This window comes from Arthrobacter rhombi (assembly GCF_900163545.1).
In the GTDB taxonomy this organism is placed as follows: Bacteria; Actinomycetota; Actinomycetes; order Actinomycetales; family Micrococcaceae; genus Arthrobacter_H; species Arthrobacter_H rhombi_A.
Genome location: NZ_FUHW01000009.1, coordinates 24,100 through 49,465, shown reverse-complemented (window position 1 = coordinate 49,465; position 25,366 = coordinate 24,100). Strand labels below are relative to the sequence as shown.

22 protein-coding genes and 1 tRNA gene are annotated in these 25,366 nt (G+C 64.4%); 18 read left to right on the top strand and 5 right to left on the bottom strand.

What is annotated here, in order from left to right:
* The first annotated feature begins 2 nt into the window (after window positions 1–2).
* From FM101_RS01805 to FM101_RS01790, 4 genes are read left to right on the top strand one after another with little or no spacing between them, the layout of a single operon-like run.
* A complete protein-coding gene (locus tag FM101_RS01805; protein WP_086994600.1) occupies window positions 3–1,691 on the top strand; it encodes a CTP synthase in 1,689 nt (562 codons plus the stop codon).
* Between the two features lie 3 nt (window positions 1,692–1,694).
* Window positions 1,695–2,360, top strand: a complete 666-nt coding sequence (locus FM101_RS01800; RefSeq protein ID WP_086994597.1) for an NUDIX domain-containing protein — start codon at window positions 1,695–1,697, stop codon at window positions 2,358–2,360.
* Between the two features lie 16 nt (window positions 2,361–2,376).
* Window positions 2,377–3,366, top strand: coding sequence for a site-specific tyrosine recombinase XerD (gene xerD, locus FM101_RS01795; protein WP_086994595.1), 990 nt, complete (start codon window positions 2,377–2,379; stop codon window positions 3,364–3,366).
* An 18-nt stretch (window positions 3,367–3,384) separates the two neighbouring features.
* Window positions 3,385–3,942, top strand: a complete 558-nt coding sequence (locus FM101_RS01790; protein ID WP_086994593.1) for an 8-oxo-dGTP diphosphatase — start codon at window positions 3,385–3,387, stop codon at window positions 3,940–3,942.
* Window positions 3,943–4,381: 439 nt separating this feature from the next.
* Here the strand turns inward: FM101_RS01790 and FM101_RS01785 are convergent, their stop codons facing one another.
* From FM101_RS01785 to FM101_RS01770, 4 genes are read right to left on the bottom strand one after another with little or no spacing between them, the layout of a single operon-like run.
* Complete coding sequence (locus FM101_RS01785; RefSeq protein ID WP_086994590.1) at window positions 4,382–5,524, bottom strand: bifunctional 2-methylcitrate synthase/citrate synthase; 1,143 nt, start codon at window positions 5,522–5,524, stop codon at window positions 4,382–4,384.
* 2 nt (window positions 5,525–5,526) lie between these two features.
* Complete coding sequence (prpB, locus tag FM101_RS01780) at window positions 5,527–6,477, bottom strand: methylisocitrate lyase (protein ID WP_086994586.1); 951 nt, start codon at window positions 6,475–6,477, stop codon at window positions 5,527–5,529.
* On the bottom strand, window positions 6,478–7,995 hold the full coding sequence (locus tag FM101_RS01775) for an MmgE/PrpD family protein (protein WP_086994583.1): 1,518 nt from the start codon (window positions 7,993–7,995) through the stop codon (window positions 6,478–6,480).
* Window positions 7,992–8,642 carry a GntR family transcriptional regulator gene (locus tag FM101_RS01770; RefSeq protein ID WP_086994580.1) on the bottom strand — a complete coding sequence of 217 codons (651 nt, stop codon included), beginning with the start codon at window positions 8,640–8,642 and terminating at the stop codon, window positions 7,992–7,994. The genes FM101_RS01775 and FM101_RS01770 overlap by 4 nt, the downstream gene beginning before the upstream one ends.
* Window positions 8,643–8,803: 161 nt before the next feature.
* Here FM101_RS01770 and FM101_RS01765 point away from each other — a divergent pair, with 161 nt between their 5' ends.
* The 13 genes from FM101_RS01765 to FM101_RS01705 all read left to right on the top strand — a co-directional run bounded on the left by FM101_RS01765 (window position 8,804) and on the right by FM101_RS01705 (window position 20,743).
* Entirely contained in the window at window positions 8,804–10,699 is a 1,896-nt protein-coding gene (locus tag FM101_RS01765; RefSeq protein WP_086994577.1) for an acetate--CoA ligase, read from the top strand.
* A 190-nt stretch (window positions 10,700–10,889) separates the two neighbouring features.
* On the top strand, window positions 10,890–11,786 hold the full coding sequence (locus FM101_RS01760) for a ParA family protein (protein ID WP_086994633.1): 897 nt from the start codon (window positions 10,890–10,892) through the stop codon (window positions 11,784–11,786).
* A complete protein-coding gene (locus tag FM101_RS01755; RefSeq protein WP_086994575.1) occupies window positions 11,786–12,685 on the top strand; it encodes a segregation and condensation protein A in 900 nt (299 codons plus the stop codon). Before FM101_RS01760 ends, FM101_RS01755 begins: the two co-directional genes overlap by 1 nt.
* Window positions 12,682–13,287 (top strand): SMC-Scp complex subunit ScpB, encoded by a 606-nt coding sequence (gene scpB / locus FM101_RS01750; RefSeq protein ID WP_086994572.1) that lies wholly within the window; start codon window positions 12,682–12,684, stop codon window positions 13,285–13,287. Before FM101_RS01755 ends, scpB begins: the two co-directional genes overlap by 4 nt.
* A gap of 33 nt (window positions 13,288–13,320) precedes the next feature.
* On the top strand, window positions 13,321–14,346 hold the full coding sequence (locus tag FM101_RS01745) for a pseudouridine synthase (protein WP_086994569.1): 1,026 nt from the start codon (window positions 13,321–13,323) through the stop codon (window positions 14,344–14,346).
* A 3-nt stretch (window positions 14,347–14,349) separates the two neighbouring features.
* Window positions 14,350–15,453, top strand: coding sequence for a prephenate dehydrogenase (locus tag FM101_RS01740; protein ID WP_086994566.1), 1,104 nt, complete (start codon window positions 14,350–14,352; stop codon window positions 15,451–15,453).
* Entirely contained in the window at window positions 15,454–16,122 is a 669-nt protein-coding gene (gene cmk / locus FM101_RS01735; protein ID WP_086994564.1) for a (d)CMP kinase, read from the top strand. It begins immediately after the preceding gene.
* Between the two features lie 82 nt (window positions 16,123–16,204).
* Window positions 16,205–17,743: a ribosome biogenesis GTPase Der gene (gene der, locus FM101_RS01730; RefSeq protein ID WP_086994561.1), complete on the top strand. Its 1,539-nt coding sequence runs from the start codon at window positions 16,205–16,207 to the stop codon at window positions 17,741–17,743.
* 84 nt (window positions 17,744–17,827) lie between these two features.
* Window positions 17,828–17,901: transfer RNA gene (locus FM101_RS01725), tRNA-Pro, on the top strand.
* 317 nt (window positions 17,902–18,218) lie between these two features.
* The gene (locus FM101_RS01720; RefSeq protein WP_086994558.1) at window positions 18,219–18,695 is read left to right on the top strand and encodes an FHA domain-containing protein; all 477 of its coding nucleotides are present in this window, start codon (window positions 18,219–18,221) and stop codon (window positions 18,693–18,695) included.
* 74 nt (window positions 18,696–18,769) lie between these two features.
* On the top strand, window positions 18,770–19,456 hold the full coding sequence (locus FM101_RS01715; RefSeq protein ID WP_241895255.1) for a MerR family transcriptional regulator: 687 nt from the start codon (window positions 18,770–18,772) through the stop codon (window positions 19,454–19,456).
* A gap of 18 nt (window positions 19,457–19,474) precedes the next feature.
* Window positions 19,475–19,957 (top strand): bifunctional nuclease family protein, encoded by a 483-nt coding sequence (locus tag FM101_RS01710; RefSeq protein ID WP_086994553.1) that lies wholly within the window; start codon window positions 19,475–19,477, stop codon window positions 19,955–19,957.
* Window positions 19,958–20,155: 198 nt separating this feature from the next.
* Window positions 20,156–20,743: a MerR family transcriptional regulator gene (locus tag FM101_RS01705; protein WP_086994630.1), complete on the top strand. Its 588-nt coding sequence runs from the start codon at window positions 20,156–20,158 to the stop codon at window positions 20,741–20,743.
* A 95-nt stretch (window positions 20,744–20,838) separates the two neighbouring features.
* On the opposite strand, the gene FM101_RS01700 is transcribed toward FM101_RS01705, so the two are convergent.
* Window positions 20,839–21,660, bottom strand: a complete 822-nt coding sequence (locus FM101_RS01700) for a ParA family protein (RefSeq protein WP_086994627.1) — start codon at window positions 21,658–21,660, stop codon at window positions 20,839–20,841.
* 259 nt (window positions 21,661–21,919) lie between these two features.
* Between FM101_RS01700 and FM101_RS01695 the strand changes: the two genes are divergently transcribed.
* The gene (locus tag FM101_RS01695; RefSeq protein WP_086994551.1) at window positions 21,920–25,366 is read left to right on the top strand and encodes a pyruvate carboxylase; all 3,447 of its coding nucleotides are present in this window, start codon (window positions 21,920–21,922) and stop codon (window positions 25,364–25,366) included.

Genomic DNA, 25,366 nt, shown 5'->3' with positions numbered 1-25,366 from the left:
AGATGATAGGCTCGAACCCCGTGGTGCAGCGAACATTTTCCAAGTCCCGGTCCGAAACTACCAAGCAGATTTTTGTCACCGGTGGTGTGGCGTCGTCCCTCGGAAAGGGGCTGACGGCTTCAAGCCTCGGTCACCTTCTGCGGGCACGTGGCCTCACGGTGACCATGCAGAAACTGGATCCATATCTGAATGTGGATCCCGGCACGATGAACCCCTTCCAGCACGGCGAGGTCTTCGTGACCGACGACGGTTCCGAGACGGACCTCGATATCGGCCACTACGAACGCTTTCTGGATGAGAACCTCGACGGTTCGGCCAATGTAACCACCGGTCAGGTTTACTCGCGGGTCATCGAAAAAGAACGTCGTGGCGACTACCTAGGCGACACTGTCCAGGTCATCCCGCATATCACCGACGAGATCAAGCGCCGCATGCGGTTGCCCTCCGAGGCTGACGACGCACCCGACGTGATCATCACCGAAATTGGTGGCACCGTTGGCGACATCGAATCACAGCCCTTCCTCGAATCAGCACGCCAGGTGCGCCAGGACGTCGGTCGCAATAATGTGTTCTTCGTCCACGTTTCGCTGGTCCCCTATATCGGTCCGTCCCATGAGCTAAAGACGAAGCCGACCCAGCACTCTGTGGCGGCATTGCGCTCCATCGGCATCCAGCCAGACGCCTTGGTGATCCGTTCGGATCGCGAAATCCCGAACGAAATGCGGGAGAAACTCGGGCGGACCTGTGACGTCGATCCCGAGGCAGTCATCAACTGCGCCGACGCTCCGAGTATCTACGACATCCCCGTGAAGATCCATGATCAGGGGCTGGACGCTTATATCGTGCAGGCCCTGGGCCTGAAGTTCAAGGATGTCGATTGGACGCAGTGGACCCGCCTGCTGCATGTGGTCCACCACCCCGACCACGAGCTCGAAGTGGCGCTGGTCGGAAAGTACATCGAACTGCCCGACGCCTACCTCTCGGTCACCGAGGCGCTCCGCGCCGGTGGTTTCGCCAATGGTGCCCGGGTCAAAATTCGTTGGGTCCCGTCGGATGATTGCGCCACCGACGCAGGAGCCAAAAAGGCGCTGCACGGGGTAGACGCCATCTGCGTTCCCGGTGGCTTTGGCATCCGCGGCCTCGACGGCAAGCTCGGCGCGCTGAAGTTCGCCCGTGAGAACGCGATGCCGACCTTGGGCCTCTGCTTGGGCTTGCAGTCAATGGTCATCGAATACGCCCGAAACGTCGCCGGTCTGGCTGAAGCCTCATCGACCGAATTCGAACCCGACTCCGTTCATCCGGTCATCGCCACGATGGCCGAGCAGCAGCATATCGTCGATGGCAAGGGCGATCTGGGCGGCACGATGCGTCTGGGTCTCTACGACGCGATCTTGGGCGAAGGAACGGTCGTGGCTGCGACCTACGGAACCACTGAGGTCGCCGAACGCCACCGTCACCGCTACGAGGTCAACAACAGCTACCGCAAGCAGCTGGAGGACGCCGGATTGGTCTTCTCTGGAACTTCCCCGGATGGCGAGCTGGTTGAATTCGTTGAACTCCCGGCAGACCAGCACCCGTACTACGTCTCCACGCAGGCCCATCCGGAGCTCAGCTCGCGTCCCACCAGGCCGCACCCGCTGTTCGCCGGCCTGATCAAGGCGGGGCTGGAGCACCAGAAAGCCGGTCGATAGAGCATGACCAGCCGAGGGCGAGAGAGCACGGCGCCGGTAGATGAAACCAGCCGGCGCCGGGTGCTGCATTCCGAAACCGTGTATTCGGGGCGCATCTGGAATGTCTTGCAGGACACCTTCGAATTATCCGAAGGTGCCGCCCCCCTGGTGCGGGACTACATCGACCATCCCGGTGCCGTGGCTACCCTGGTCCTCGACGACCAGGACCGGGTGCTGTTGGTGCGGCAATACCGTCATCCGGTGGGCATGCAGTTATGGGAGATCCCCGCAGGGCTGCTCGACATGGAGGGGGAGCGACCGCTGCAGGCGGCAGCTCGAGAATTGGCCGAAGAAGCAGATCTGACGGCCGGTCGGTGGGATGTCCTGGTGGATATGTTCAATTCACCAGGTTCCTCCAGTGAAGCACTACGCATCTATCTGGCCCGCGATCCGCACCTCGTTCCCGCCGACCAGCGTTTCGAACGCACGGAGGAAGAAGCGGAAATGCAATGGCAGTGGGTTCCGCTTGCCGACGCCGTCCAGGCGGTGCTGGACGGAAATATTCATAACCTTTCGGCAGTCGCCGGCGTCATGGCTGCCGCCGCTGCTCGGGCCCAAGACTTCACCGGTTTGCGGCCTGCCGAAGAGCCGTGGACGGCCCACCCTCGTCTGCGGGCTTCCGGGGGATAGGGAAGCGGGTGAGCACATGTCCACGGCCGTGACGCCGGAGCCGGCAGCCGCCGGAGACGGTGAGGGGGTTCCCGGACCGTTGGCCAGAGAGTTGGCCGCCTATCTGCAGCACGTCGCCGTCGAACGAGGGATGGCAGCCAACACTGTGGCGGCGTATCGCCGGGATCTGCAACGGTACGCGACGTTCCTCGCCGGTAGAGATGTTGAATCCGCGACAGAAATCACCCGCCATCATTTGACCGAGTTCTCCCAATCGCTCCGTGACGGTTCCGATGGTGGGGCTCCCCTCAGCGCCCGCTCCGCGGCCCGCAGTGTCGTTGCCGTCCGGGGCTTGCACCGGTTCTGGGTCCTGGAGGGGACCACCAACGACAACCCCGCTGCGGACCTCCATCCGCCAGCTGCCGGGCAGCGGCTGCCCAAGGCCATCAGCGTTGCCGAGGTGACCGCGCTTCTCGAAGCGGTCCCCACCGACTCCGAATCGGGGCTCCGCGATCGGGCATTGCTGGAGTTCCTGTATTCCACCGGTGCGCGTATCAGCGAGGCAGTGGGACTGGACGTCGATGACCTGCACCTGGAGCGGCCGTCCGACGGCCCTGCCATCGTCCGACTATTCGGCAAGGGATCCAAGGAGCGCGTGGTTCCCCTGGGGTCTTACGCCGCTACGGCCTTGCAGGCCTATCTGGTCCGGGGCCGCCCCGGAATGGCTGCCAAGGGGCAGGGAACCCCCGGGCTGTTTTTGAATCGTCGTGGTGGCAGGCTGAGCCGGCAATCGGCCTGGACGGCACTCAAAGTGGCCGCGGAACGTTCAGGCATCGGCAAGGACGTCTCCCCGCATACGCTCAGACATTCCTTCGCCACCCATCTGCTGGAAGGCGGTGCCGATGTCCGTGTGGTCCAGGAACTCCTCGGCCACGCCTCGGTGACGACTACGCAGATCTACACCATGCTCAATGCCCAGACTCTCCGCGAGGTGTATGCTGCGACGCACCCCCGCGCACACCATTAGAAACGGACCGTCAACACCATGGCACCCACACCGGCAGCTTCTCCCGTTCAGGTCGTCCTGTGCCTGCCCATCCTGCGCGGGCTCACTGGCAGTCAAGTGCTGCTGGGGCTGAAGCAACGGGGGTTCGGTGTCGGGCACGTGGTGGCACCCGGCGGAAAGATCGAGCCGGGGGAGAGCCCGGCCCAAGCGGCGGCACGGGAGCTCCGAGAGGAAACCTCGCTGATCACGGATCCGGCATCGCTGGAACCTGCAGCCCGTGTCTACTTCCGTTTTCCGGCCAACCCCGCAGCAGATATGGACTGCCAGGTTTTCTTGACCTCTGACTTCTCCGGCATGGCGGCTCCCTCGGACGAGCTCGTACCAGGATGGTATCCGGTCGGACATCTACCCCTGCCCCAAATGTGGGAGGACTCGCCGATGTGGCTGAACCGGATATTCTCCGGTGAACGCTTCGACGCCCTGGTCTGCCTGGGGGAGGACAACGAATCGGTGGCCCACTTCGCCACCATTGACTGGCCTGCGCGTCAGCTCCCTGACACTCCCGCCATTGAAACTGACTTTCCCACCACTTCGTAGCCAAGGCCGGAGCCGGGATCTGCTGCTGGGAGGCGCCAACCGGGGAAAGAATGAGAATTGCAACAATCATCCAGTCGATAAATCGCCTAGACGATTAAACGTCTATTTTTTTGAATGGACGCCCTCTGCTGCGCTGAGCGAACGAGTGGAAGGCCGTGACAGATCTAGCCTCGTCAAGCAGGCGCAGCGTTCGTTCCATGCGGGCCGTGACCTGCGACGTTGCGGCAATGCCCGGGCTCCGGATCGGGAGCAGACTGCCGCCGAGCCTGGACGTCGGAGAGCTTCCATGCCCCGGCGCCGGGGTGGTGCACCTTCGGTCAGGACTTCACGACAACTCCCTGCCCCGTGCCACGAGCAGCAACCTGGGACCTGAAAAAAGAACGGCGGTGCGGAACCCCCTGTGGGGCCCGCACCGCCGGTGCTCGAAATGACTCAGGCCTTATAGCTCTCGCTGGTCCGGACCGTTGTAGGCGGACAGCGGGCGGATCAGCGCGTTGTTGGCGCGCTGTTCCATGATGTGCGCTGTCCAGCCGGAAATACGTGAGGCGATGAACAACGGGGTGAACATCTGGGTGTCGAAACCCATCAGATGGTACGTCGGGCCTGCGGGGTAATCCAGGTTCGGCTTGATGTGCTTCGCCTCGGCCATGGCCGCCTCGAGGCCATCGTAGAGTCCCAGGATCTCGTCGCGGCCGAAGTGGGCGATCATTGCGTCGAGCGCCTTCTTCATCGTGGGAACGCGGGAGTCGCCGTTCTTGTAGACCCGGTGGCCGAAGCCCATGACCTTCTTTTTGGCGGCCAGCGCTTCCTCCATCCATTTCTTGGCACGGATGGCCGCAGCCTCGCGGGTCTCATCCTTGCGGATGCCGATCTCCTCGAAGGTGTGCATGACGGCTTCGTTGGCACCGCCATGCAAGGAACCCTTCAAGGCTCCGATGGCCCCGACGACTGCCGAATGCATATCCGAGAGCGTCGAGGTGATCACCCGGGCGGTGAAGGTCGAGGCGTTGAACGAATGCTCCGCATACAGCACCATCGAGACACGGAAGGCGTCCACGACCTCAGGTGCCGCTTCTTCACCATTGGTCATCCACAGGAAGTTCTGCGAATAGTCCAGATCATCACGCGGGGCGACGACGTCCTGATTGCGGCGCCGACGCTGATCGTAGGCCAGGACCGCAGGGAAGCGGGCCAGCAACGACTTGGCTTTTTCCAGCTCGGCCTCCGGGGACGGGTCCTCGGCCAACGGGTGGTTGGCACCGAGGACCGAAACCGCGGTCCGGGCCACGTCCATCGGGTGGCATTCCAGCGGCAAGAGGTCCACTGCGGCCTTGACGTTGTCCTCCAAGGCGCGGTTGGCCCGTTCGTAGGAGACGAACTCCTCCAGTTCCGCGGCACTGGGTAATTCGCCGGTCCACAAGAGCAACGCCACTTCTTCGAAGCTCTTCTGGGCAGCCAGGTCCTGGACCGGGTAGCCGCGATAGAGCAGGGAATTGGTATCAGGGTTGACCTTGGAGACGGCGGTGTAGTCGACGACGACCCCGGCCAGGCCCTTTTTGATGTCGGTCTCGGTTTCGCTCATGCTTACTGCTCCTTTGAACCCGATGGAAGATTTGCGCCATTGCCGTCGATCTCGAGCCCGGGGACCTGGAAATTGAAGATCCCGGTATCGAAGCGGTTGTACGCTTCATAGTCCACCAGATCATACAACCGGGCGCGGGTCAGCATCTGCGGAACCTGTTCTTGCTGGGTCCCTTGGGAGCTGATGGCGTCCAGGACTCGCTCCGCGGCACCCATGGCGCTGCGTAGCAAGGTGACCGGGTAGATGACCAGAGCGACGCCGGTTGCGGCGAGGTCTGCACGAGTGAACAATTCAGATTTACCGAATTCAGTCATATTCGCCAGTACCGGCACGTCCACGGCGTTGCAGATGGCCTCGAACTCCGAGAGGTCCTTCATCGCCTCGGGGAAGATCGCGTCGGCTCCAACATCGACGAGGGCCTTGGCCCGCTCCACGGCAGCATCCAAACCGTCCACGGCACGCACATCGGTGCGGGCCATGATCAGGAAGTTCGGGTCCCTGCGGGCATCTGCTGCCGCAGCGATCCGCTTGACCATGGTCTCCAGTTCCACGACGTTCTTGCCGTCCAGGTGGCCGCAGCGTTTCGGGTTGAACTGGTCCTCGATATGGCAGCCGGCCAGGCCTGCGTGTTCGAGTTCCTGAATGGTCCGGGCCACGTTCATCGGCTCGCCAAACCCGGTGTCTGCGTCGACGATGGCCGGCAGGTCGGTCATGCGGGCGATTTGCCCGGCCCGACCGGCGACTTCACTGAGCGTGGTCAGGCCGACATCGGGCAGGCCGAGATCGTTGGCGAGGACCGCACCGGAGATGTAGACGCCATCGAACCCCTTTTCCTCGATCAGTCGTGCCGAGAGCGGATTGAAGGCTCCGGGGAACTGGCGTGCGGTCCCGGGGACCAGCATCTCGCGCAGGGCGCGACGCTTGGCCTCGGGAGTGGTGGTGGAATACAACATCTAGAACAATCCCTTCGGTGCGGCGGCAGCGTCGATGACACCCGGTGCGGCGACGATGTTCAACTGGTCCATTTCTCCCGCGGCCAGCTCGGGCAGGCGTTCGGCTGCGGCGATGAAACGGTCGATTTCCTCGGGGGCGACCAATCCTTCTGCCAGGGTGCGGAACTTGTTGATGTACTGCTCGCGGGCGAACGGCCGGGCGCCGAGGGGGTGGGCATCGGCGACGGCGATGTCATCGGTGATGACCGTACCGTCGTTCAGGGTGATCTCCACCGATCCGCCGAAGGCCTTCTCGGCGATGTCCATCGAGTGGTAGCGGCGGGTCCATTCGGCATCTTCTTCGGTGGTGACCTTATGCCAGAGTTCCACGGTGTCGGCCCGGCCGGCACGCTCGGGGGCGTAGGAGTCGACATGGTGCCACGAGCCATCCTGCAGGGCCACGGTGAAAATGTAAGGGATCGAGTGGTCCAGCGTTTCGCGGGAAGCGGTCGGATCGTATTTCTGCGGGTCGTTGGCGCCGGAGCCGATGACGAAGTGCGTGTGGTGGCTGGTCTTGATCAGCACCGATTTCACGTTGGCCGGGTCGGTGGCCTCCGGGTGTTCGCGGTGGAGCTTGCGGGCCAAATCGATCCACGCCTGCGCCTGGTATTCGGCCGAGTGCTCCTTGGTGTAGGTATCCATGATGGCGCGTTTGGCTTCACCGGCCTCGGGCAGCGGCACCGTGTAGGCGGCGTCGGGCCCATCAAGCATCCAGGCGATCACGCCATCTTCGCCCTCATAGATCGGCACGGGGGAGGTCTGCCCGCGCATGGCGCGGTCGGCGGCCTCGACGGCCATCTTGCCGGCGAAGGCCGGTGCATGGGCCTTCCAGGTGGAGATCTCGCCCTTGCGCGACTGGCGGGTCGCCGTCGTGGTGTGCAGTCCCTGGCCAACGGCCTGGAAGATCGTTTCAACGTCGAGCCCCAGCAGGGTACCGATGCCCGCGGCGGCGGAAGGGCCCAAGTGCGCGACGTGGTCGATCTTGTGTTTGTGCAGGCAGATGGACTTCACCAGATCGACCTGGATTTCATAGCCGGTGGTGATGGCGCGCACGACGTCGGCGCCGGAGGCCCCGGTGTGCTGGGCGACGGCCAGGATCGGCGGGATGTTGTCTCCGGGGTGGGAGTACTCGGCGGCCAGGAACGTGTCATGATAGTCGAGCTCGCGCACGGCGACCCCGTTGGCCCAGGCAGCCCACTCGGGGGAGACCTTCTCGGTGATCCCGAAGACCGAAGCCCCGGCGCCACCGGTGCTGGGGGCATGGCAGAGGGCCTGGGAGCGGGCAGCAACGATCGGTCCACGGTTCAGTGAAGCCACGGCGACCGAAGCATTGTCGATCACCCGGTTGATGACCATGTCGGTGACCTCGGCGGAAACCGCCACCGGATCGGCGGCGACGGTGGCGATCTTATGGGCCAGCTGTTCCTCGCGGGGCAGGTTCTCTTCCGAACGGTAGACACGGACTGGGTGGTTGATCATGCGGTGGCCTCTTTCGGTAGGGCATGGGATCTGATGTGTTCAAGACTGTTGTGCAGGTGCAGCAGTGTGGCGGCCGAAGCAAGTCCGGGGTCTCCGGAGGCTACCGCCCGGGCGATCTGGGCGTGTTCGCGGGCCGAAGCACGCAAACGAGCCGGGGCATCATGGGAGAGCCGACGCAAGCGGGCCAGATGCACACGCAGACCCTGGAGGGCCTGGGCCAGATAGGCGTTGGATGCTGCGTCTTCGATGGCGGCGTCCAGTTCGCCGGCCAAGCCGTAGTAGCCGTCACGATCGGCGGCGGCACTCAGGTTCTCTGCCGCGGCATCGAAGCGTCGGGCCAGCTCGTTGAAGATGGCCGGAGTGCCGGATCGGGCCGCGCTACGGGCGGCTTCGACCTCGAGGGCGCGACGCAGGGAAAACAAATCGTCAACGTGGTCCAGCGAGACGTCGGAGACGACGACGCCACGACCTCGTTGGGAGACCGCGAGACCGTCGGCGGCCAACCGTGACAACGCTTCGCGCAGCGGGGTACGGGAGACACCGAGTCGTTCGGCCTGCTCCACCTCGCCGAGCACCGAGCCCGGCGGCAGAGCCCACGAAACGATATCTCGTCGCAGCGCCGCGTAGGCTTTATCACTGGCCTTCATGCCATCAGTGTATACAAGAACTCGGCGTGATGACCACTCTGGCGCGAAACGCTCGCAGGATACGCGTGAATTCGAAGATCTGTGTATACATAATGGTTGAGCATCTGTGATCGGGACCATAGAGTGGGCCCATACCTGCCCGTCCACAAGGGAGTTGCCAGATGTCTGACTACCGCGAAACCTACGCCGCCAGTACCGAAGACCCAGCAGCCTTCTGGCTGGAAGCGGCCACGCTGGTTGACTGGAGCACCCAGCCCGAACGAGGGCTGGACGACTCCTCCGCTCCGTTCTACAGCTGGTATCCGGACGGGAGACTGAACATCACCGTGAACGCCCTGGACCGCCATGTGGCTGCCGGCCGCGGAGACCAACCGGCACTGGTCTACGATTCTGCGGTCCTGGGCATCCAGCGCAGTTTCACCTACACCGAGCTCCTGGACCAGGTGGCACGTTTCGCCGGCGTCCTGCGAGATCAGGGGATCGGGGCGGGGGACCGGGTCATCCTGTATTTGCCGATGATCCCGCAGGCGGCCATTGCCATGCTGGCCTGTGCCCGGATCGGTGCCGTGCACTCGGTGGTTTTTGGTGGGTTCGCCGCCAAGGAATTGGCGGCCAGGATCAACGACTGCCGCCCGAAGGCCATCGTGACGGCCACCGGAGGGGTTGAACCGGCCCGCCGCGTTGAATACCTGCCGGTTGTCGCCGAGGCGATGGAAACCGCCGCGCATAAACTGGACACCGTCGTCGTGCACCATCGTGATGGCTTCCAACATGACCGTTCCGAATACGGGGGAACCCCCGCAGGGTGGTTCGATTGGGAGGACCTGAGCGCAACGGCGGAACCGGCAGGTCCGGTGGACATGGCTGCCGGGGATCCGCTGTACATTCTCTACACCTCGGGAACGACGGGTTCTCCGAAGGGCGTGGTCCGCGATACCGGCGGGTATGCGGTGGCCATGGCGTGGTCGATGCGCAATATCTATGGAGTCGAAGCCGGTGAGACGATGTTCACCGCTTCCGACGTCGGCTGGGTGGTGGGGCACTCCTATATCGTCTACGGGCCGCTCATCGCCGGCGCCACGAGCGTGTTGTATGAGGGCAAACCCGTCGGCACCCCCGACGCCGGTCCCTTCTGGCGGGTCGTGGCCGAACACGCGGTCGACGTCATGTTCACTGCCCCGACCGCGTTACGGGCGATTCGCAAGGCCGACCCGGAGGCCGAACTGCTGGGCAACTACGACACCTCGCGGTTGCGCGCACTCTTCGTCGCCGGGGAACGGCTGGACCCGGATACCTTCGCCTGGGCAGGAGAAGTGCTGGGGGTGCCCATCGTGGATAACTGGTGGCAGACCGAAACCGGGTGGCCGATTGCCTCCAACCTGTTGGGGCTTCAGGCCCTGCCGATCAAGGCAGGTTCCCCGACCGTTCCGGTTCCGGGCTATCACGTGAAGATCCTTGACCCGCTGGGCGAGCCGGTGGGTGCGGGGGAGGAGGGCAACATCGTCCTGGAGCTGCCCTTGCCGCCCGGGGCGCTGCGCACCCTGTGGGGCAATGATGAGCGCTACCGTTCGGCCTATCTCGACCAGTTCCCCGGCTTCTACACCACCGGTGACTCCGGCTACCTCGACGAGGACGGCTACCTCTACGTCATGGGCCGCACCGACGACGTCATCAACGTTTCGGGCCACCGGCTCTCCACCGGGGCCATCGAGCAGGTCCTCGGGGCCCACCCTGCGGTGGCCGAATGCGCGGTCATCGGCGTGGCCGATGAGCTCAAGGGTCAGAGCGCTTGTGGTTTCGTCGTGCTCAAATCGGGGATCTCCACCTCCGAGGAACAGCTCGCCACCGAACTCGTGGCCCTGGTGCGCGAGCGGATCGGACCGGTGGCCGACTTCCGCCGGGTCCGGGTGGTGGAGGCCCTGCCGAAGACGCGCTCCGGAAAGATCCTGCGCAAGACGATGCGCCAGATCGCCGACGGCAAGGCCTACTCGGTGCCCTCGACGATTGAGGACCCCGCGGTCATCGAGGCACTGATACCGTTCCTGCGGATGGAGTGAGTGGTCGAGGGGGCCGGGCTCGCCTTTCCGGGGCGTTGAACGCCGCCCCGGAGCGGCCAACCCTCGAGTTCAGCTTCAAGGTAAAGGCTCGCCGTTCGCCGGCAAACCTGCACGGTTGCGCACTGCTGCGGCGATAGCCTAGAGGCTAAGCAGTGAGATACAAGCAACGATCGGAAGCGTGGTTCATACCGTGAGCGAGGAAAAGGGTTCGAGGACTCGGACGGCAGGGTTGCTGAAGGAGCCACCAGTGGTCGGTCCGACCGGTCGACCCCTGACGAAGTTCCCCGAACCACAGCCGTTGGAAAGCCACGGTCCGGCCCGCGTCATCGCGATGGTGAACCAGAAGGGCGGGGTCGGTAAAACGACCTCGACCATCAACCTGGCTGCGGCGCTCGCCGAATACGGCCGCAAGGTCCTCTTGGTCGACTTCGACCCGCAAGGGGCCCTCAGCGCCGGGTTCGGGACCAACCCGCATGAACTGGACATCACCGTCTACAACGTGCTGCTCGAACGCAAGACCAGTATCCATGATGCGATCCTGAACACCGACGTCGAGAACATCGACCTGTTGCCGGCGAACATCGACCTATCGGCCGCCGAGGTCCAGCTGGTCAACGAGGTAGCCCGCGAACAGGTGCTTGAACGTGCCTTGCGCAAGGTCTCCGATGATTACGACGTCATCCTCATCGACTGCCAGCCGTCGCTGGGCCTGCTGACCGTCAACGCGCTGACCGCCGCTCACGGGGTGATCATCCCGCTGACCGCCGAGTTCTTCGCCCTGCGCGCCGTGGCCCTGCTGGTGGAGACCATCGACAAGGTCCAGGACCGGCTGAACCCCTCGCTGCAGATCGATGGCGTCCTGACCACCATGTACGACGCCAGAACCCTGCATTCCCGGGAAGTCATCGGCCGACTCGTGGAAGCCTTCGGGGACCAGGTCTTCGAAACGGTCATTAAACGCACGATCAAGTTTGCCGATGCCAACGTCGCCGCCGAGCCGATCACCAGCTATGCGACCAACCATCCGGGGGCGGAGTCCTACCGGATGCTGGCCAAGGAGCTCATCAGCCGCGGCGGCGCCCCGTAATGACGGCGGCGGACCTGGCGGACACCGTGTCGCCGTCCGCCGTGACCGAACCGGAGGCGACCGGTGGCTTCGCCGTGGCCCTGGAGAACTTCTCCGGGCCCTTCGACGTGCTGCTGAACCTCATCGGCAAACACCAGCTCGACATCACCGAGATCGCTCTGGCGAAGGTCACCGACGAATTCATCGCCTACCTGCGTGTCCTGCGTGAACGCAAGGGCGAAGGCGCCCTGGAGGAGACGACGTCGTTCCTGGTGGTGGCCTCCACCTTGCTGGATCTGAAGGCGGCACGATTGCTGCCCACCGGTGAGGTTGAATCCGATGAAGACATCGCCCTGCTCGAGGCCCGCGACCTCCTCTTCGCCCGGCTCCTGCAGTACCGGGCCTTCAAGGCCATCGCCGGGCAATTCTCGGAGCGCCTCGCCGAGGAAACCGAACGCTACCCACGCAGGGTCGCCCTCGAACCCGGTTTCGCGGCGTTGTTGCCCGAACTGGTCTTCACCACCAACCCGGCCACCTTGGCCCGGTTGGCCCGCAAAGCCATGGAACCTCAACCGGTCGAACCGACCGAAGTCGGTCTCGAACACCTGCACGCCCCCACGGTGAGCGTGCGTGAACAGGCCGAACTGATTGCCGCCCGCCTCACGGGGGGTGCCTCGGTCAGTTTCGCGGAGCTGGTGGCCGACGCTCCGGAAACCCCCATGGTGATCGCCAAGTTCCTGGCCTTACTGGATCTATTTCGTGACAGATTCGTCGGATTCGATCAGGCGGGCCCGCTGGGGGAGCTGCTGATCTTCTGGAACCAGGACGCCGGACCGTGGCAACCCGCAACGGAGACCGCAAACCATCAGCTGCCCGTGCCGGTCGCAGCAACCCCCTCAGTACAGGAGGACCAGCCATGACCCAGGATGACGGCGGGGCGCAGTCCCGGACTGATGGGCTTCCCGTTGAAGAACTTCCGGGCGGGGCGCGGGCGGCCATCGAGGCAGTGTTGATGGTCGCCGACGAACCGGTCACCGCGTTGCGGTTGGCAGAGGTTCTCGACGTGGAGGTGCAGCGAATCCGCGAACTGCTCCGTGAACTGCACAACGACTATGACCTGCACCATGGGTTTGAGCTACGTGAGCTGGCAGGAGGCTGGCGGGTCTATTCAAAACGTGACTTTGCTCCCGTTGTCTCCCGCTTCGTCTTGGATGGGGCCACCTCCCGTTTATCGCAGGCTGCACTGGAGACGCTGGCGGTGATCGCCTACCGGCAACCGGTCTCCCGCGCCCGCATCGCGGCGATCCGCGGGGTCAACGTCGACTCCGTCGTCAGGACCCTTTCGCTGCGTGGTTTGGTCGCGGAAGAGGGGACGGATCCGACTTCGGGTGCCATGCTGTATCGGACCACCAACTATTTTCTGGAAAGATTGGGGGTGGACAGCGTGGCGGACCTGCCGCAGCTCTCCCCTCATCTGCCCGGACTGGACGACCTCGAGCACTACGACGACGTCCAGTTCTAAACCACCACCTCAGTATGTAACGAAGGAATCGACATGACCCAGGGATCCAATTCAGGCGCAGGCCGCGGCAATCAACGCCGGTCAACGCCCGGCCAGGGTGCCGGGCGCGGCGCTTCCGGACGACGACAGGACGGTCCGAAGCAGGGCCCCAAATCAGGGGGTAGCTTCGGTGCCAAGAAACAAGGCGCACCCAAGAAGGACCAGTCCCCTTCGGCCCCGCGTGGCCCGCAGGCCTTCGGCGGCGAACGCTTCGGCCGCAACCTCGGACCGGTGAAGAAGAACCGTCCGGCCTCCCAGAAACGCACCACACCGCGCACCGATCAGGGTCAGGACCAGGACGGCGTCCGTTTGCAGAAGGTGATGGCCAACGCAGGCGTCGCCTCACGCCGGGTCAGTGAGGAAATGATCACCGCCGGGCGAGTGGAGGTCAACGGAGAGATCGTCACCGAACTGGGCATCCGGGTGGACCCCTCCTCCGAGAGCATCCACGTCGACGGCATGCGCATCCAGCTGAACGAGACGATGAAGTACTTCGTCTTCAACAAGCCCCGCGGCGTCGTCTCCACGATGGAGGATCCCGAGGGCCGCCCATGCGTCTCGGACTTCCTGCGCAAGAAGAGCGAACGCCTCTTCCACGTGGGCCGCCTCGACGTGAACACCGAAGGGCTGCTGTTGCTCACCAACGATGGGGAGCTGGCCAACCGGTTGACCCACCCCTCCTACGAGATCCCCAAAACCTACCTGGTCCAGGTTCCCGGACCGATGGCCCACGGCATCGGTGCCGAAATGAAGAACGGGATCAAGCTCGAGGACGGCATCGCCAGCGTCGACTCCTTCAAACTCGTCGACTCCACTCCGGGCAAGGTGCTGGTGGAGGTGATCCTGCACTCGGGGCGTAACCGGATCGTCCGTCGGCTTTTCGATGCTGTCGGCCACCCGGTCAAACGCCTGGTGCGCGTGCAGATGGGCCCGATCCGTCTGGGCGACCAGAAGCAGGGCACCATCCGTCAGCTCGGCCACCACGAAGTAGGCCACCTGCTTTCCGAAGTGGGTATGTAACTGGTGGTTGCTGCACACGTATCCGGTCCGGTGCTGGTGATCGGTACCGGACTGCTCGGCGCGAGCGTCGGACTCGGGTTGAGCCGGCTCGGCGTCCAGGTCTCGTTGGCCGATACCTCGCCGACCGCTGCGCGGGTTGCGCAGGATATCGGTGCCGGAACCCTGTACGAGCCCGGTGTCACGCCCGAGCCACTGCTGGTCGTGGTGGCATCGCCTCCGGACGTGACGGCTTCGGTGGTTTCCGACGCCCTCAGGGCCCACCCGCGGGCGACGGTGGTGGACATCGCCAGCGTCAAGACCTCCATTCTGCGCCGGCTGAAAGCCGATGAACGGCTGACCGAAACCGATTTATCCCGCTATGTGGGGACCCACCCCATGGCCGGGCGGGAGAAATCTGGTCCCGCGGCGGCCCGCGGCGAATTATTCACGGCCATGCCGTGGGTTATTTGTGCGCATCCGGGCTCCCGGGAATCCAGTGTGGTCATCGCCGCGGATCTGGCCATCGACCTGGGCGCCACCGTCCACCGGTTGGACGCCGGGGAACATGATGCGGCCGTCGCGCTCATCTCACATTTTCCGCAGATCGCCTCCTCGCTCTTGGCCTCGCGACTGCTCAATGCCCCGGCTCATACGCTGGCCCTGGCCGGCAACGGGCTGCGCGATACGACCCGCATCGCCGCTTCGGACCCCCGGCTCTGGATCCAGATCCTGAGCAACAACGCCCCCGAACTCGTCGATATCCTGCACGGTTTGCGGGAAGACCTGAATCGCCTCATCTCCACGTTGGAGGACCCCGACGGCCCCGGTGCCCTGTTGGATCTGGCCGAACTCATGGGGGAGGGCAATGCCGGGCAGGCGCGGATCCCCGGCAAACACGGTTCCCCACCCCAGGCCTTCGCCGTGGTCACCGTCATCGTGGACGACCGTCCGGGGCAGATCGCCCACTTGCTGGCCGATGTCGGGGACGCGGGAATCAACCTGGAGGACCTGCGGATGGAACACTCCTCGGGCCATCAGGTAGGTATGGTCGAAATCTCAGTTTTACCGGGGCGCAGCCAGGAACTCATGGAGGCCCTCACCGAACGCTCATGGAAGGTAGTGCAGTAAGTGCAGAATCTAGTGGTGGCCATCGACGGCCCATCAGGCAGCGGCAAATCATCGGTGTCGAAGGAGGTGGCCCGCCGGCTCGGCGCAGCCTACCTGGATACCGGTGCCATGTACCGGGCGCTGACCTATGCCTGCCTCGAAGCCGGAACTGATCTCCACGACTCGGAAGCCATCATCACCGCGGTGAGGGCGGCCTCCGTGCAGATCGGTACCGAGCCCGACGCGGAACAGGTGACGGTCAATGGGGCCGACGTGTCCGAGGCCATCCGCGCCCCCCACGTCTCCGAGGCCGTCTCCTCGGTCGCCGTCATCCTTGAGGTCCGGGCCGAACTGGTTCGCCGCCAGCAGGAGATTATTGCCGGGCACGAGCGAATCGTCGCCGAAGGGCGAGACATCACCACCGTGGTGGCCCCCGACGCCCCGGCCAGGATCCTCCTCACCGCCCGTGAGGAAGTACGGATGGCCCGCCGTGGTTTGCAGCTCGGCGGCACCCAGAGCGGCGAGGACCTGCAGCGTCAGGTCGTCGCCCGCGACGCCAAGGATTCCACGGTTACCAGTTTCACCACTGCGGCCGACGGAGTGGTGACCGTCGATTCCTCCGACCTGGATTTCGAGCAGACGGTACAAGCGGTGCTCTCCGTCGTGGAGGCTGCCGACGCTCCGGCCTGATGAGCTGCGGGCCCCAAAGCGTGCAAAAATGGTAAGTGCTTCCGCGTAGGGCGGAAGCGGCGAACAAAGGAAACCCCTGAACATGACCGATCACGCCGCCGTTCCCGGCGACGGAGACGAATACGTCCCCTCGGGAGAGGACCACGTCGCCGAAAAACTTGACCTGATCACCGATGAAGAGGCCGAGCAACGCGCCGCTTCCTTGCGTGAAGGCCTAGCTGACTACGATCTCGACGACGAGGACACCGAGCTGCTGTCCCACCTCGACGACGATGACTTCGAGGTGGCTGAGGAAAAAGCACCACCCGTGGTGGCCATCATCGGCCGACCCAACGTCGGCAAATCGACGTTGGTCAACCGGATCATCGGCCGCCGCGAAGCAGTGGTCGAGGATGTTCCCGGAGTCACCCGCGACCGGGTGTCCTACCGTGCCGAGTGGAGCGGACGTGACTTCACCCTGGTGGACACCGGCGGCTGGGAACACGACGCCAAGGGGATCCACGCCCGCGTCGCCGACCAGGCCGAGCTGGCAGCCGATCTATCCGACGCGATTGTTTTCGTCGTCGATTCCGCCGTCGGGGCCACCGCCACCGACGAACTGGTCGTGAAGATGCTGCGTCGACAGAAGAAGCCGGTGTTCCTGGTGGCCAATAAGGTCGACGGGGAATCCCAGGAAGCCGATGCCGCCTCCCTCTGGAGCCTGGGCTTCGGCCAGCCGTACCCGGTCTCCGCCTTGCACGGGCGTGGCACGGCCGACCTGCTCGATGACCTGTTGGAGAAGCTGCCGGCCTATTCGGCGGTCGGCTCGCCGATCCCCACCGGAGGCCCCCGCCGGGTGGCCCTCATCGGGCGTCCGAACGTGGGCAAGTCCTCACTGCTCAATAAGTTGGCAGGTTCTGAGCGCGTCGTCGTTGACGACACCGCAGGAACCACCCGAGACCCGGTGGACGAGCTGGTTGACATCGGTGGACGCACCTGGCGGTTCGTGGACACCGCAGGAATCCGTCGCCGCCAGCATATGGCCGTCGGCTCCGACTATTACGCGTCCTTGCGCACCCAATCGGCGCTGGAGAAGGCCGAAGTTGCCGTCGTCCTGTTGGCCGTCGACGAGGTCCTCAGCGAACAGGACGTGAGGATCCTGCAAACCGGCATCGATTCGGGCCGTGCCATGGTCCTGGCCTTCAATAAATGGGACTTGCTCGACGACGAACGCCGCCATTACCTCGAGCGGGAAGTCGAACAGGACCTGGCCCATGTTGACTGGGCGCCACGAGTGAATATTTCGGCGGCCACCGGGTGGCATAAGGAAAAACTCGTCCCGGCCCTGGACCTCGCGCTGGAATCCTGGGACCGTCGCATCCCCACCGGCAAGCTCAACGCCTTCTTCGGTGAACTCGTTTCCGCGCACCCGCACCCGGTGCGTGGGGGAAAGCAGCCGCGGATCCTCTTCGCCACCCAGGCCTCGTCGCGCCCACCGCGCTTCGTGCTGTTCACCACCGGATTCCTGGATCCCGGATACCGTCGGTTCATCACCCGGCGGCTGCGGGAGACCTTCAGTTTCGAAGGGACCCCGATCGAGGTCAGCATGCGCGTCCGGGAGAAGCGTGGGCGGTCAAAGTAGAACAGAAAATGAGGTAGAGTAGCCGAGGAGCTTTTCGCAGACGGCACCCGCCCCTCTTGGACGGGATAACGGCTGCGAAACCGCCGGGCTATGGCGCAGCTTGGTAGCGCGCCTGACTGGGGGTCAGGAGGCCGTGGGTTCGAATCCCGCTAGCCCGACCGGCCAAGAAGGACCTTGTCAGAACGAAACATCGTTCAGGCAAGGTCCTTCTTGCCGTGCTCTGCTCCATACCTCCAGGACCGCGGATCAACCAGGTTTCGGCCCTGAGCTTTCCCGTCGTTCCTCTCTTGGGTACCGCGGGGATAAGACATCAGGGACGTCCTCGCAAACGCTCCGGGCTCAGATGATGACGACCAGCTTGCGTCGGGGGATAACCGGTAGGCTAGGCTTGATAAAACACTAAGTGGGCACGCCATTTGGGCGCTACCAGCCCCGATGGCCGAAGCAGGCACGTGGCATTTCAGGGAGGAAACACATGAGTGGCGAAAACCGTTGGGAGGACACCGCTGCGGACCGCAAGGAATCCGCTACGGAGACCACCAGCATCGGCTTGCCTCCGGCCAGCGATGAGAGCACTCCCGAGACGTCGCTGTCGACCGAGGAACGCTCGTCCGTCAACGCACTTCCCGAAGGCTCGGCCCTGCTGATTGCCCATTCCGGGCCGAACCGTGGGGCCCGTTTCCTGCTCGATGGGGAACTGTCCACCGTGGGCCGGCATCCGGAGGCCGATATTTTCCTTGACGATGTCACGGTCTCGCGTAAGCACGCCCAGTTCCGCCGTGACGGCGAAGGATTCCAGGTCGTGGACTCCGGCAGCCTCAACGGCACCTATGTCAATGGTGACCGGGTGGACGCGGTGCGCCTGCGCACCGGATCCGAGGTCCGCATCGGCAAGTTCCGTCTCACGTTCTACTCGGGTACCGTCCCGACCACCGCCGCACGGCAGGACTGACGGTCATCCCTGTGGTTTCATCCGCACCTTCCCGACGGGGTCTCGGCGTCAGCGCCGACACCCCGCGGGCCAGTGTGCTCAATATCGGCGAGGTCCTCACCGAGCTCTCGGCGGACTTCCCGCAGATCACTGCCTCGAAGATCCGTTTCCTCGAGGAAAAGGGTCTGATCACCCCGCAGCGCACCGCCGCCGGATACCGCAAGTACACGGCCACCGATATCGACCGGCTGCGGTTCATCTTGTCCCTGCAACGGGACCAGTACCTTCCGCTGAAGGTCATCAAGGACTATTTGGACGCCGTCGACCGAGGCGAGCGCCCCGACCAGTTGGCGGGTGGCCTGACGTTGACCCCGCGCAGCGTGACCGACCAGCTGGCCCAGGAAATCGCCGGGCACACCAGGCCGCTGACCCGGGCCGAACTCCAAGGGGCGACGGGGGCTTCGGATGACCTCGTGTCGGAACTGTTGGCCTACGGAATCATCACCGAGGACGATCAGCGTTTCGATGAGCATGCCGTGCGCATCGCCACCGCCAGTGCCAAACTGGCTGGTCACGGGATCGAACCACGTCACCTGCGCGGTTTCCGTGCCGCTGCCGACCGTGAAATCGGTCTGGTTGAACGGGCCGTCGCCCCGTTAGCCAGCCGGCGTGATGTCTCCTCCCGCGCCAGCGCGGCAGAGACGGCGCGCGAAATCAGCGATGCCTGCCTGGCTCTGCATAGCGCCCTGGTCAACGGCTCGATCGCGAAGATGGACCACTAGGCGCTGCAGGAGGAACCCATGCGAGAGCTGATGCTCGTCGGAGTCCGGATCGAACTGCCCTCGAACCAGCCGTTGGTTCTCCTCAAGGAAATCGACGGCCCCCGCCACCTGCCGATCTGGATCGGTACGCCCGAGGCCTCGGCCATTGCCATGACCCAGCAGGGGATGGAAACGCCGCGACCGATGACCCACGACCTCCTCGAAACCATCACCTCGGCCCTGGGCCACCCCCTGATCGAGGCTCGTCTGGTGTCGGTCAAGGAAACCGTCTTCTACGCCGAGCTGGAGTTCGACGGCGGGGCCACCGTGGACTCGCGGGCCTCGGATGCCATCGCCTTTGCCCTGCGTGCGGGATGCCCCATCACCTGCACCGAGGAAGTCCTGGAGGAGGCGGGCGTCCTGGTCAACGACGAGGGCTCCACCGAGGAGGCAGCGGAGGACCAGGTGCGTGAATTCCGGGAGTTCCTCGCCGACGTCGAACCCGAGGATTTCGACGAGTAGCGACACGCCCTCAAGTTAAACTTGAAGGTCTTTGACGTGGGGCAGGTTCAGCCGTACCGTCAAAGCATAAGAATCCCATTGCTTCGCTGTCCCATCACTCGGCACAGTGGACGGTATCCGATGCCGCCACGGTTCCCCGACAGCTGGCAAACTCCCTATTGGGGGGAGTTTTCAACGAGGAGGGTCCACGTGAGTCCGATAGGTGAGCATAGCGGGGCGTCAGGCCCAGGCCAGACGCGCACCGGAGTCAATTCCCAGGGCCTGCTGTTCACTGAGGATCTGCCGGTCCTGGACGAAGGCGCAGGATATCGCGGCACCGTGGTGTGCAAGGCGGCGGGCATCACCTACCGTCAGCTCGACTACTGGGCCCGCACCGGGCTGGTCGAGCCGGCAGTACGAGGGGCCGCTGGCTCCGGCAGCCAACGACTCTATAGCTTCCGGGACATCCTGGTCCTCAAGGTCGTCAAACGACTGCTGGACACCGGGGTCTCCCTCCAACAGATCCGTTCCGCCGTCGTACACCTCCGCGAGCGTGGGGTGGAGGACCTGGCCCAGATCACGTTGATGAGCGACGGGGCATCCGTCTACGAATGCACCTCGGCCGACGAGGTCATTGACCTGGTACAGGGCGGACAGGGAGTCTTCGGCATCGCCGTCGGCCGTGTCTGGCGCGAAGTTGAAGGCAGCCTAGCCGAACTACCCAGCGAACAGGCAGTCGTCGAGGAAGAGGTCTTCCCCGGAGACGAACTGGCTCGTCGTCGGGCGGCCAAGAAGTCGGCGAGCTAGAACCGTGATCGGCCCCGGTGCCCAGCACCGGGAAACGACGACGGCGCGCAACCCTGCGGGGTGCGCGCCGTTTCTTGTCGGTGGGTCCGGGGCATCTAGGTGTCTGTGCCGCTCCGGGCCGGGCCGCTGGTGAGACCTGACAGGAGTTCATCGAAACGCGCTGCCGACTGGCGGGCGGCATCGCCAGGCCACTGGTGGACGGGGTAGGCGGCCCCCTGGATCTGCTGCCAGTTCGCCTGGTCGGGCAAGACGGGGGAGAGGAGAGCGTCACCGAACATGGTGCGCATTTCCTCGAGCCGGAAACGTTGTTCGGCCGAGGATTGGCGGACCCGGTTGGCCACCACTCCTGCGGTCTGCAGCCCCGGGACGAATTCGCTGCGGAAGAGTTCCAGGGCACGCAGGGTGCGTTCGGTTCCGGCCACCGAGAACAGGCTGGGTTCTGCCACGAGCAGCACGTCATTGCTTGCGGTCCAGGCCATCCGCGTCAGGCCGTTCAACGACGGCGGGCAATCAATCAGCACCAGCTCGTAGCGCGTCTGGCGCGAGAGCAACTGCTTCAGGCGGCGCAGGTGGCGCAACCGCAGATCGGGGCGGTCATAGATGCCACTGAAGGCCCCTCCGACGGCAACGTCGAGAATGGCCGGTCCGGTCCTGGTGGAGACTTCCGGCGCCCTCGTGGTCCACGGGCTGGTGACGGCGGTGGCGGTAATATCGCCCCGCCGGGCATTCTTGAGCAGATGTCCGATGCCGTTCTCACCGTTGGGTTCCACACCCAGACCGGTGCTGGCATCGGCGTGGGGATCCAGATCCACCACCAGGGTCGGGATACCGGCGGCTAGCGCCGCCGACGCCAAACCGAGGGTGACCGACGTCTTACCAACGCCACCCTTGAGACTGCTGATGCTCACGACCTGCACGGAACGGACCACGACCTTACTGTGTTTATGCTGATTCGGCTCCCATCCATCATAGGGTGAGCCCACCATTCGACGCCTCCCCAGTCACGGTGTGGCTCAGGTCATGAAGAAATACAGTTTCAGCTGTGTGTTGGGCCACTGTAGGGTGAGCGCAGGCTTGAATCTACGCTTCGCGCCTGACGCACGGAGGCAAAACCCCCCGATTTTCGGGGAGACCGTTGCGTTCGTCCTGTCCGAACAGACACCATGCAGGAGAACCATGTTTTCAAAGGTTTTGGTAGCCAACCGCGGAGAAATCGCGATTCGCGCATTCCGTGCCGGCTACGAATTGGGTGCCAAGACGGTTGCCGTCTTCCCCTACGAGGACCGCGGCTCCATCCACCGCCAGAAGGCCGATGAGGCCTACCAGATCGGCGAGGAGGGCCACCCGGTCCGCGCCTATTTGGATGTGGAAGAAGTCATCCGTGTTGCCAAGGATTCCGGGGCGGATGCGATCTACCCGGGCTATGGATTCCTGTCGGAGAACCCCGACCTGGCCCGGGCCGCCGAAGAAGCAGGCATCACGTTCGTCGGACCGCCGGCCGATGTGCTGGAACTGGCAGGGAACAAGGTTCAGGCGCTGAAGGCAGCCAAGGCGGCGGGTATTCCGACCCTGGCCTCCTCCGAACCGAGCGACGACGCCGAATGGCTCATCGGTGAAGCCGATAAAATCGGGTTCCCCATCTTCGTCAAGGCGGTCGCCGGCGGCGGCGGTCGCGGCATGCGCCGGGTGGATACCCGTGAGGCGCTTCCCGAAGCCCTGGATGCTGCCATGCGTGAAGCAGCCACCGCCTTCGGCGACCCCACCATGTTCTTGGAAATGGCCGTCCTGCGCCCGCGTCATATTGAGGTCCAGATCCTCGCCGATGCCCACGGAGATGTGGTGCACCTCTTCGAGCGGGATTGCTCGCTGCAGCGCCGCCACCAGAAGGTCGTGGAAATCGCCCCGGCACCGAACCTGGACGAAAACATCCGTCAGGCCCTCTACGCCGATGCCGTGAAGTTCGCCAAGGCGTTGAAATACCAGAACGCGGGAACCGTCGAATTCCTGGTCGACACGGTGGGGGAGCGCGCCGGGGAGCATGTGTTCATCGAGATGAACCCGCGGATCCAAGTCGAGCACACGGTCACCGAAGAGATCACCGACATCGACCTGGTCTCCGCCCAGATGCGTATCGCTGCCGGGGCATCGCTGTCGGATCTGGACATCCACCAGGACCAGCTGCGGATCCGGGGCGCCGCGCTGCAGTGCCGTATCACCACCGAGGACCCCGCCAACGGGTTCCGCCCCGACGTCGGCACGATCACCGTCTACCGTTCGGCCGGCGGCTCGGGCGTCCGACTGGACGGTGGCACCATCTACACCGGTGCCGTGGTGTCTCCCCATTTCGACTCCATGCTCGTCAAGCTCACCTGCCGCGGCCGCGACTACGAAGCTGCCGTGCGCCGGGCCCGCCGGGCGCTGGCGGAATTCCGGATTCGTGGCGTGGCCACCAATATCCCGTTCCTGATGAACGTGCTCGACGACCCACAGTTCATCGCCGGTGATGTCGCCACCGACTTCATCGATTCGCGTCCTGACCTGCTCGAGGGCAACCGCAGCCAGGACCGCGGCACCAAGGCCTTGTCGTTCCTGGCCGATGTGACCGTGAACCAGCCCAACGGCCCACGCCGCGAGGGCTTGGACCCGCGACAGAAGCTGCCGTACTACCCGGGCGATAAATCAGACCAGCCGATGCGCAGCCCCTTCGATGGCCCTTCGGAGCACGAGCCGGCGTCCGGCTGGCGTCAGGTACTGCTCGATCGCGGGCCGGAGGGCTTCGCCGCCGAACTGCGTTCACGCACCGAGCTGGCGGTTACCGACACCACCTTCCGTGACGCCCACCAGTCGTTGCTGGCCACCCGCGTGCGCACCCGTGATCTGATCGCCGCGGCTCCTGCCTACGCCCACACGTTGCCGCAGCTGTTCTCCATGGAGGTCTGGGGAGGAGCGACGTACGATGTCTCGCTCCGATTCCTGGGTGAGGATCCGTGGAAGCGACTGGAACTGCTGCGCGCCGAGCTGCCGAATATTCCGCTACAAATGCTCCTGCGCGGACGCAACACCGTCGGATACACCCCGTACCCGACGGAGGTGACCGATGTCTTCGTCCAGGAAGCGGCGGCAGCGGGAATCGATATCTTCCGCATCTTCGACGCGCTCAACGACGTGTCCCAGATGGCTCCGGCCATCAAGGCGGTCCGCGAGACCGGGACCGCTGTCGCGGAGGTGGCCCTCTGCTACACCGGGAACCTGCTGGACCCCGACGAGAAGCTCTACACGCTGGACTACTACCTGGACCTGGCCCAGCAGATCGTCGACGCCGGCGCCCATATCCTGGCGATCAAGGACATGGCTGGCCTGCTGCGCCCCGCGGCAGCCGCCCAGCTGGTGACCGCGCTGCGCGAACGCTTCGACCTGCCGGTGCACCTGCACACCCATGACACCGCAGGTGGACAGTTGGCGACGCTTATGGCGGCCTCCAACGCCGGGGTCGACGCCGTCGACGTCGCGGTGGCTTCCATGGCCGGGACCACGTCGCAGCCCTCCGAATCGGCATTGGTCGCCGCCCTGGCCAATACCGAACGCGATACCGGCATCTCCCTGGAGGCTGCTGCCTCGCTGGAACCGTATTGGGAAGCGGTCCGTGCCATGTATGGGCCCTTCGAATCGGGTTTGCCGGGTCCGACAGGGCGGGTCTACCGCCACGAGATCCCCGGTGGCCAGCTCTCGAACCTGCGCCAGCAGGCCAAGGCCCTGGGCCTGGCCGAGCGCTTCGAGGACATCGAAGAGATGTACACCGCTGCCAATGCGATCCTGGGCCGGCTGGTGAAGGTGACCCCGTCCTCAAAGGTCGTCGGCGATTTGGCGTTGCAGCTGGTGGGCATGAACGTGGACCCGAAGGAATTCGAGGCCAACCCCCAAGAATTCGATATCCCCGATTCGGTCATTCAGTTCCTTTCAGGGGAACTGGGAGATCCGCCCGGCGGGTGGCCCGAACCCTTCAGGACCAAGGCCCTGCAGGGACGCAACGTCAAGGTCCGGGTGGAGGAACTCGAACCCGAGGACCAGCAGGGTCTGGCCGGGGATTCGAAGACCCGCCGCGCAACCCTGAACCGGCTGTTGTTCGCCGGACCCACCCGTGACTTCGAGAAGCTGCGGGCCGAATACGGCGATGTTTCGCTGCTCCACACCCGCGATTACCTCTACGGGCTGGTCCAGCACGCCGAACATGTGATCTCCCTGGGTAAGGGGGTGCGCCTGCTCGTGACCTTGCAGGCCATCTCCGAACCCGACGAGAAGGGCATGCGCACCCTGATGTGCACCTTGAACGGGCAGATGCGCCAGATCACGGTCCGTGACGACAACGTCGAATCCACGGTCAAGGCCGCGGAAAAGGCGGATACGTCGAATCCGGGGCACGTGGCTGCACCCTTCGCCGGCGCCGTGACCGCATCGGTCGAAGTGGGTGACACCGTCCCCGCAGGGGGCACCATCGCCACCATCGAGGCCATGAAGATGGAGGCGGCGATCACCTCGCCCGCCGGCGGCAAGGTGACACGTATCGCCATAGAGGGCACCGCTCAGGTCCAGGGCGGGGATCTCCTGGTGGTTCTGGAGGCCTAG

Bases quoted from the DNA above. Each gene is read 5' to 3' on its own strand.
- FM101_RS01805 (WP_086994600.1), top strand. From the start codon at position 3: ATGATAGGCTCGAACCCCGTGGTGCAGCGAACATTTTCCAAGTCCCGG.
- FM101_RS01800 (WP_086994597.1), top strand. From the start codon at position 1,695: ATGACCAGCCGAGGGCGAGAGAGCACGGCGCCGGTAGATGAAACCAGC.
- xerD (WP_086994595.1), top strand. From the start codon at position 2,377: ATGTCCACGGCCGTGACGCCGGAGCCGGCAGCCGCCGGAGACGGTGAG.
- FM101_RS01790 (WP_086994593.1), top strand. From the start codon at position 3,385: ATGGCACCCACACCGGCAGCTTCTCCCGTTCAGGTCGTCCTGTGCCTG.
- FM101_RS01785 (WP_086994590.1), bottom strand. From the start codon at position 5,524: ATGAGCGAAACCGAGACCGACATCAAAAAGGGCCTGGCCGGGGTCGTC.
- prpB (WP_086994586.1), bottom strand. From the start codon at position 6,477: ATGTTGTATTCCACCACCACTCCCGAGGCCAAGCGTCGCGCCCTGCGC.
- FM101_RS01775 (WP_086994583.1), bottom strand. From the start codon at position 7,995: ATGATCAACCACCCAGTCCGTGTCTACCGTTCGGAAGAGAACCTGCCC.
- FM101_RS01770 (WP_086994580.1), bottom strand. From the start codon at position 8,642: ATGAAGGCCAGTGATAAAGCCTACGCGGCGCTGCGACGAGATATCGTT.
- FM101_RS01765 (WP_086994577.1), top strand. From the start codon at position 8,804: ATGTCTGACTACCGCGAAACCTACGCCGCCAGTACCGAAGACCCAGCA.
- FM101_RS01755 (WP_086994575.1), top strand. From the start codon at position 11,786: ATGACGGCGGCGGACCTGGCGGACACCGTGTCGCCGTCCGCCGTGACC.
- scpB (WP_086994572.1), top strand. From the start codon at position 12,682: ATGACCCAGGATGACGGCGGGGCGCAGTCCCGGACTGATGGGCTTCCC.
- FM101_RS01745 (WP_086994569.1), top strand. From the start codon at position 13,321: ATGACCCAGGGATCCAATTCAGGCGCAGGCCGCGGCAATCAACGCCGG.
- der (WP_086994561.1), top strand. From the start codon at position 16,205: ATGACCGATCACGCCGCCGTTCCCGGCGACGGAGACGAATACGTCCCC.
- FM101_RS01720 (WP_086994558.1), top strand. From the start codon at position 18,219: ATGAGTGGCGAAAACCGTTGGGAGGACACCGCTGCGGACCGCAAGGAA.
- FM101_RS01710 (WP_086994553.1), top strand. From the start codon at position 19,475: ATGCGAGAGCTGATGCTCGTCGGAGTCCGGATCGAACTGCCCTCGAAC.
- FM101_RS01695 (WP_086994551.1), top strand. From the start codon at position 21,920: ATGTTTTCAAAGGTTTTGGTAGCCAACCGCGGAGAAATCGCGATTCGC.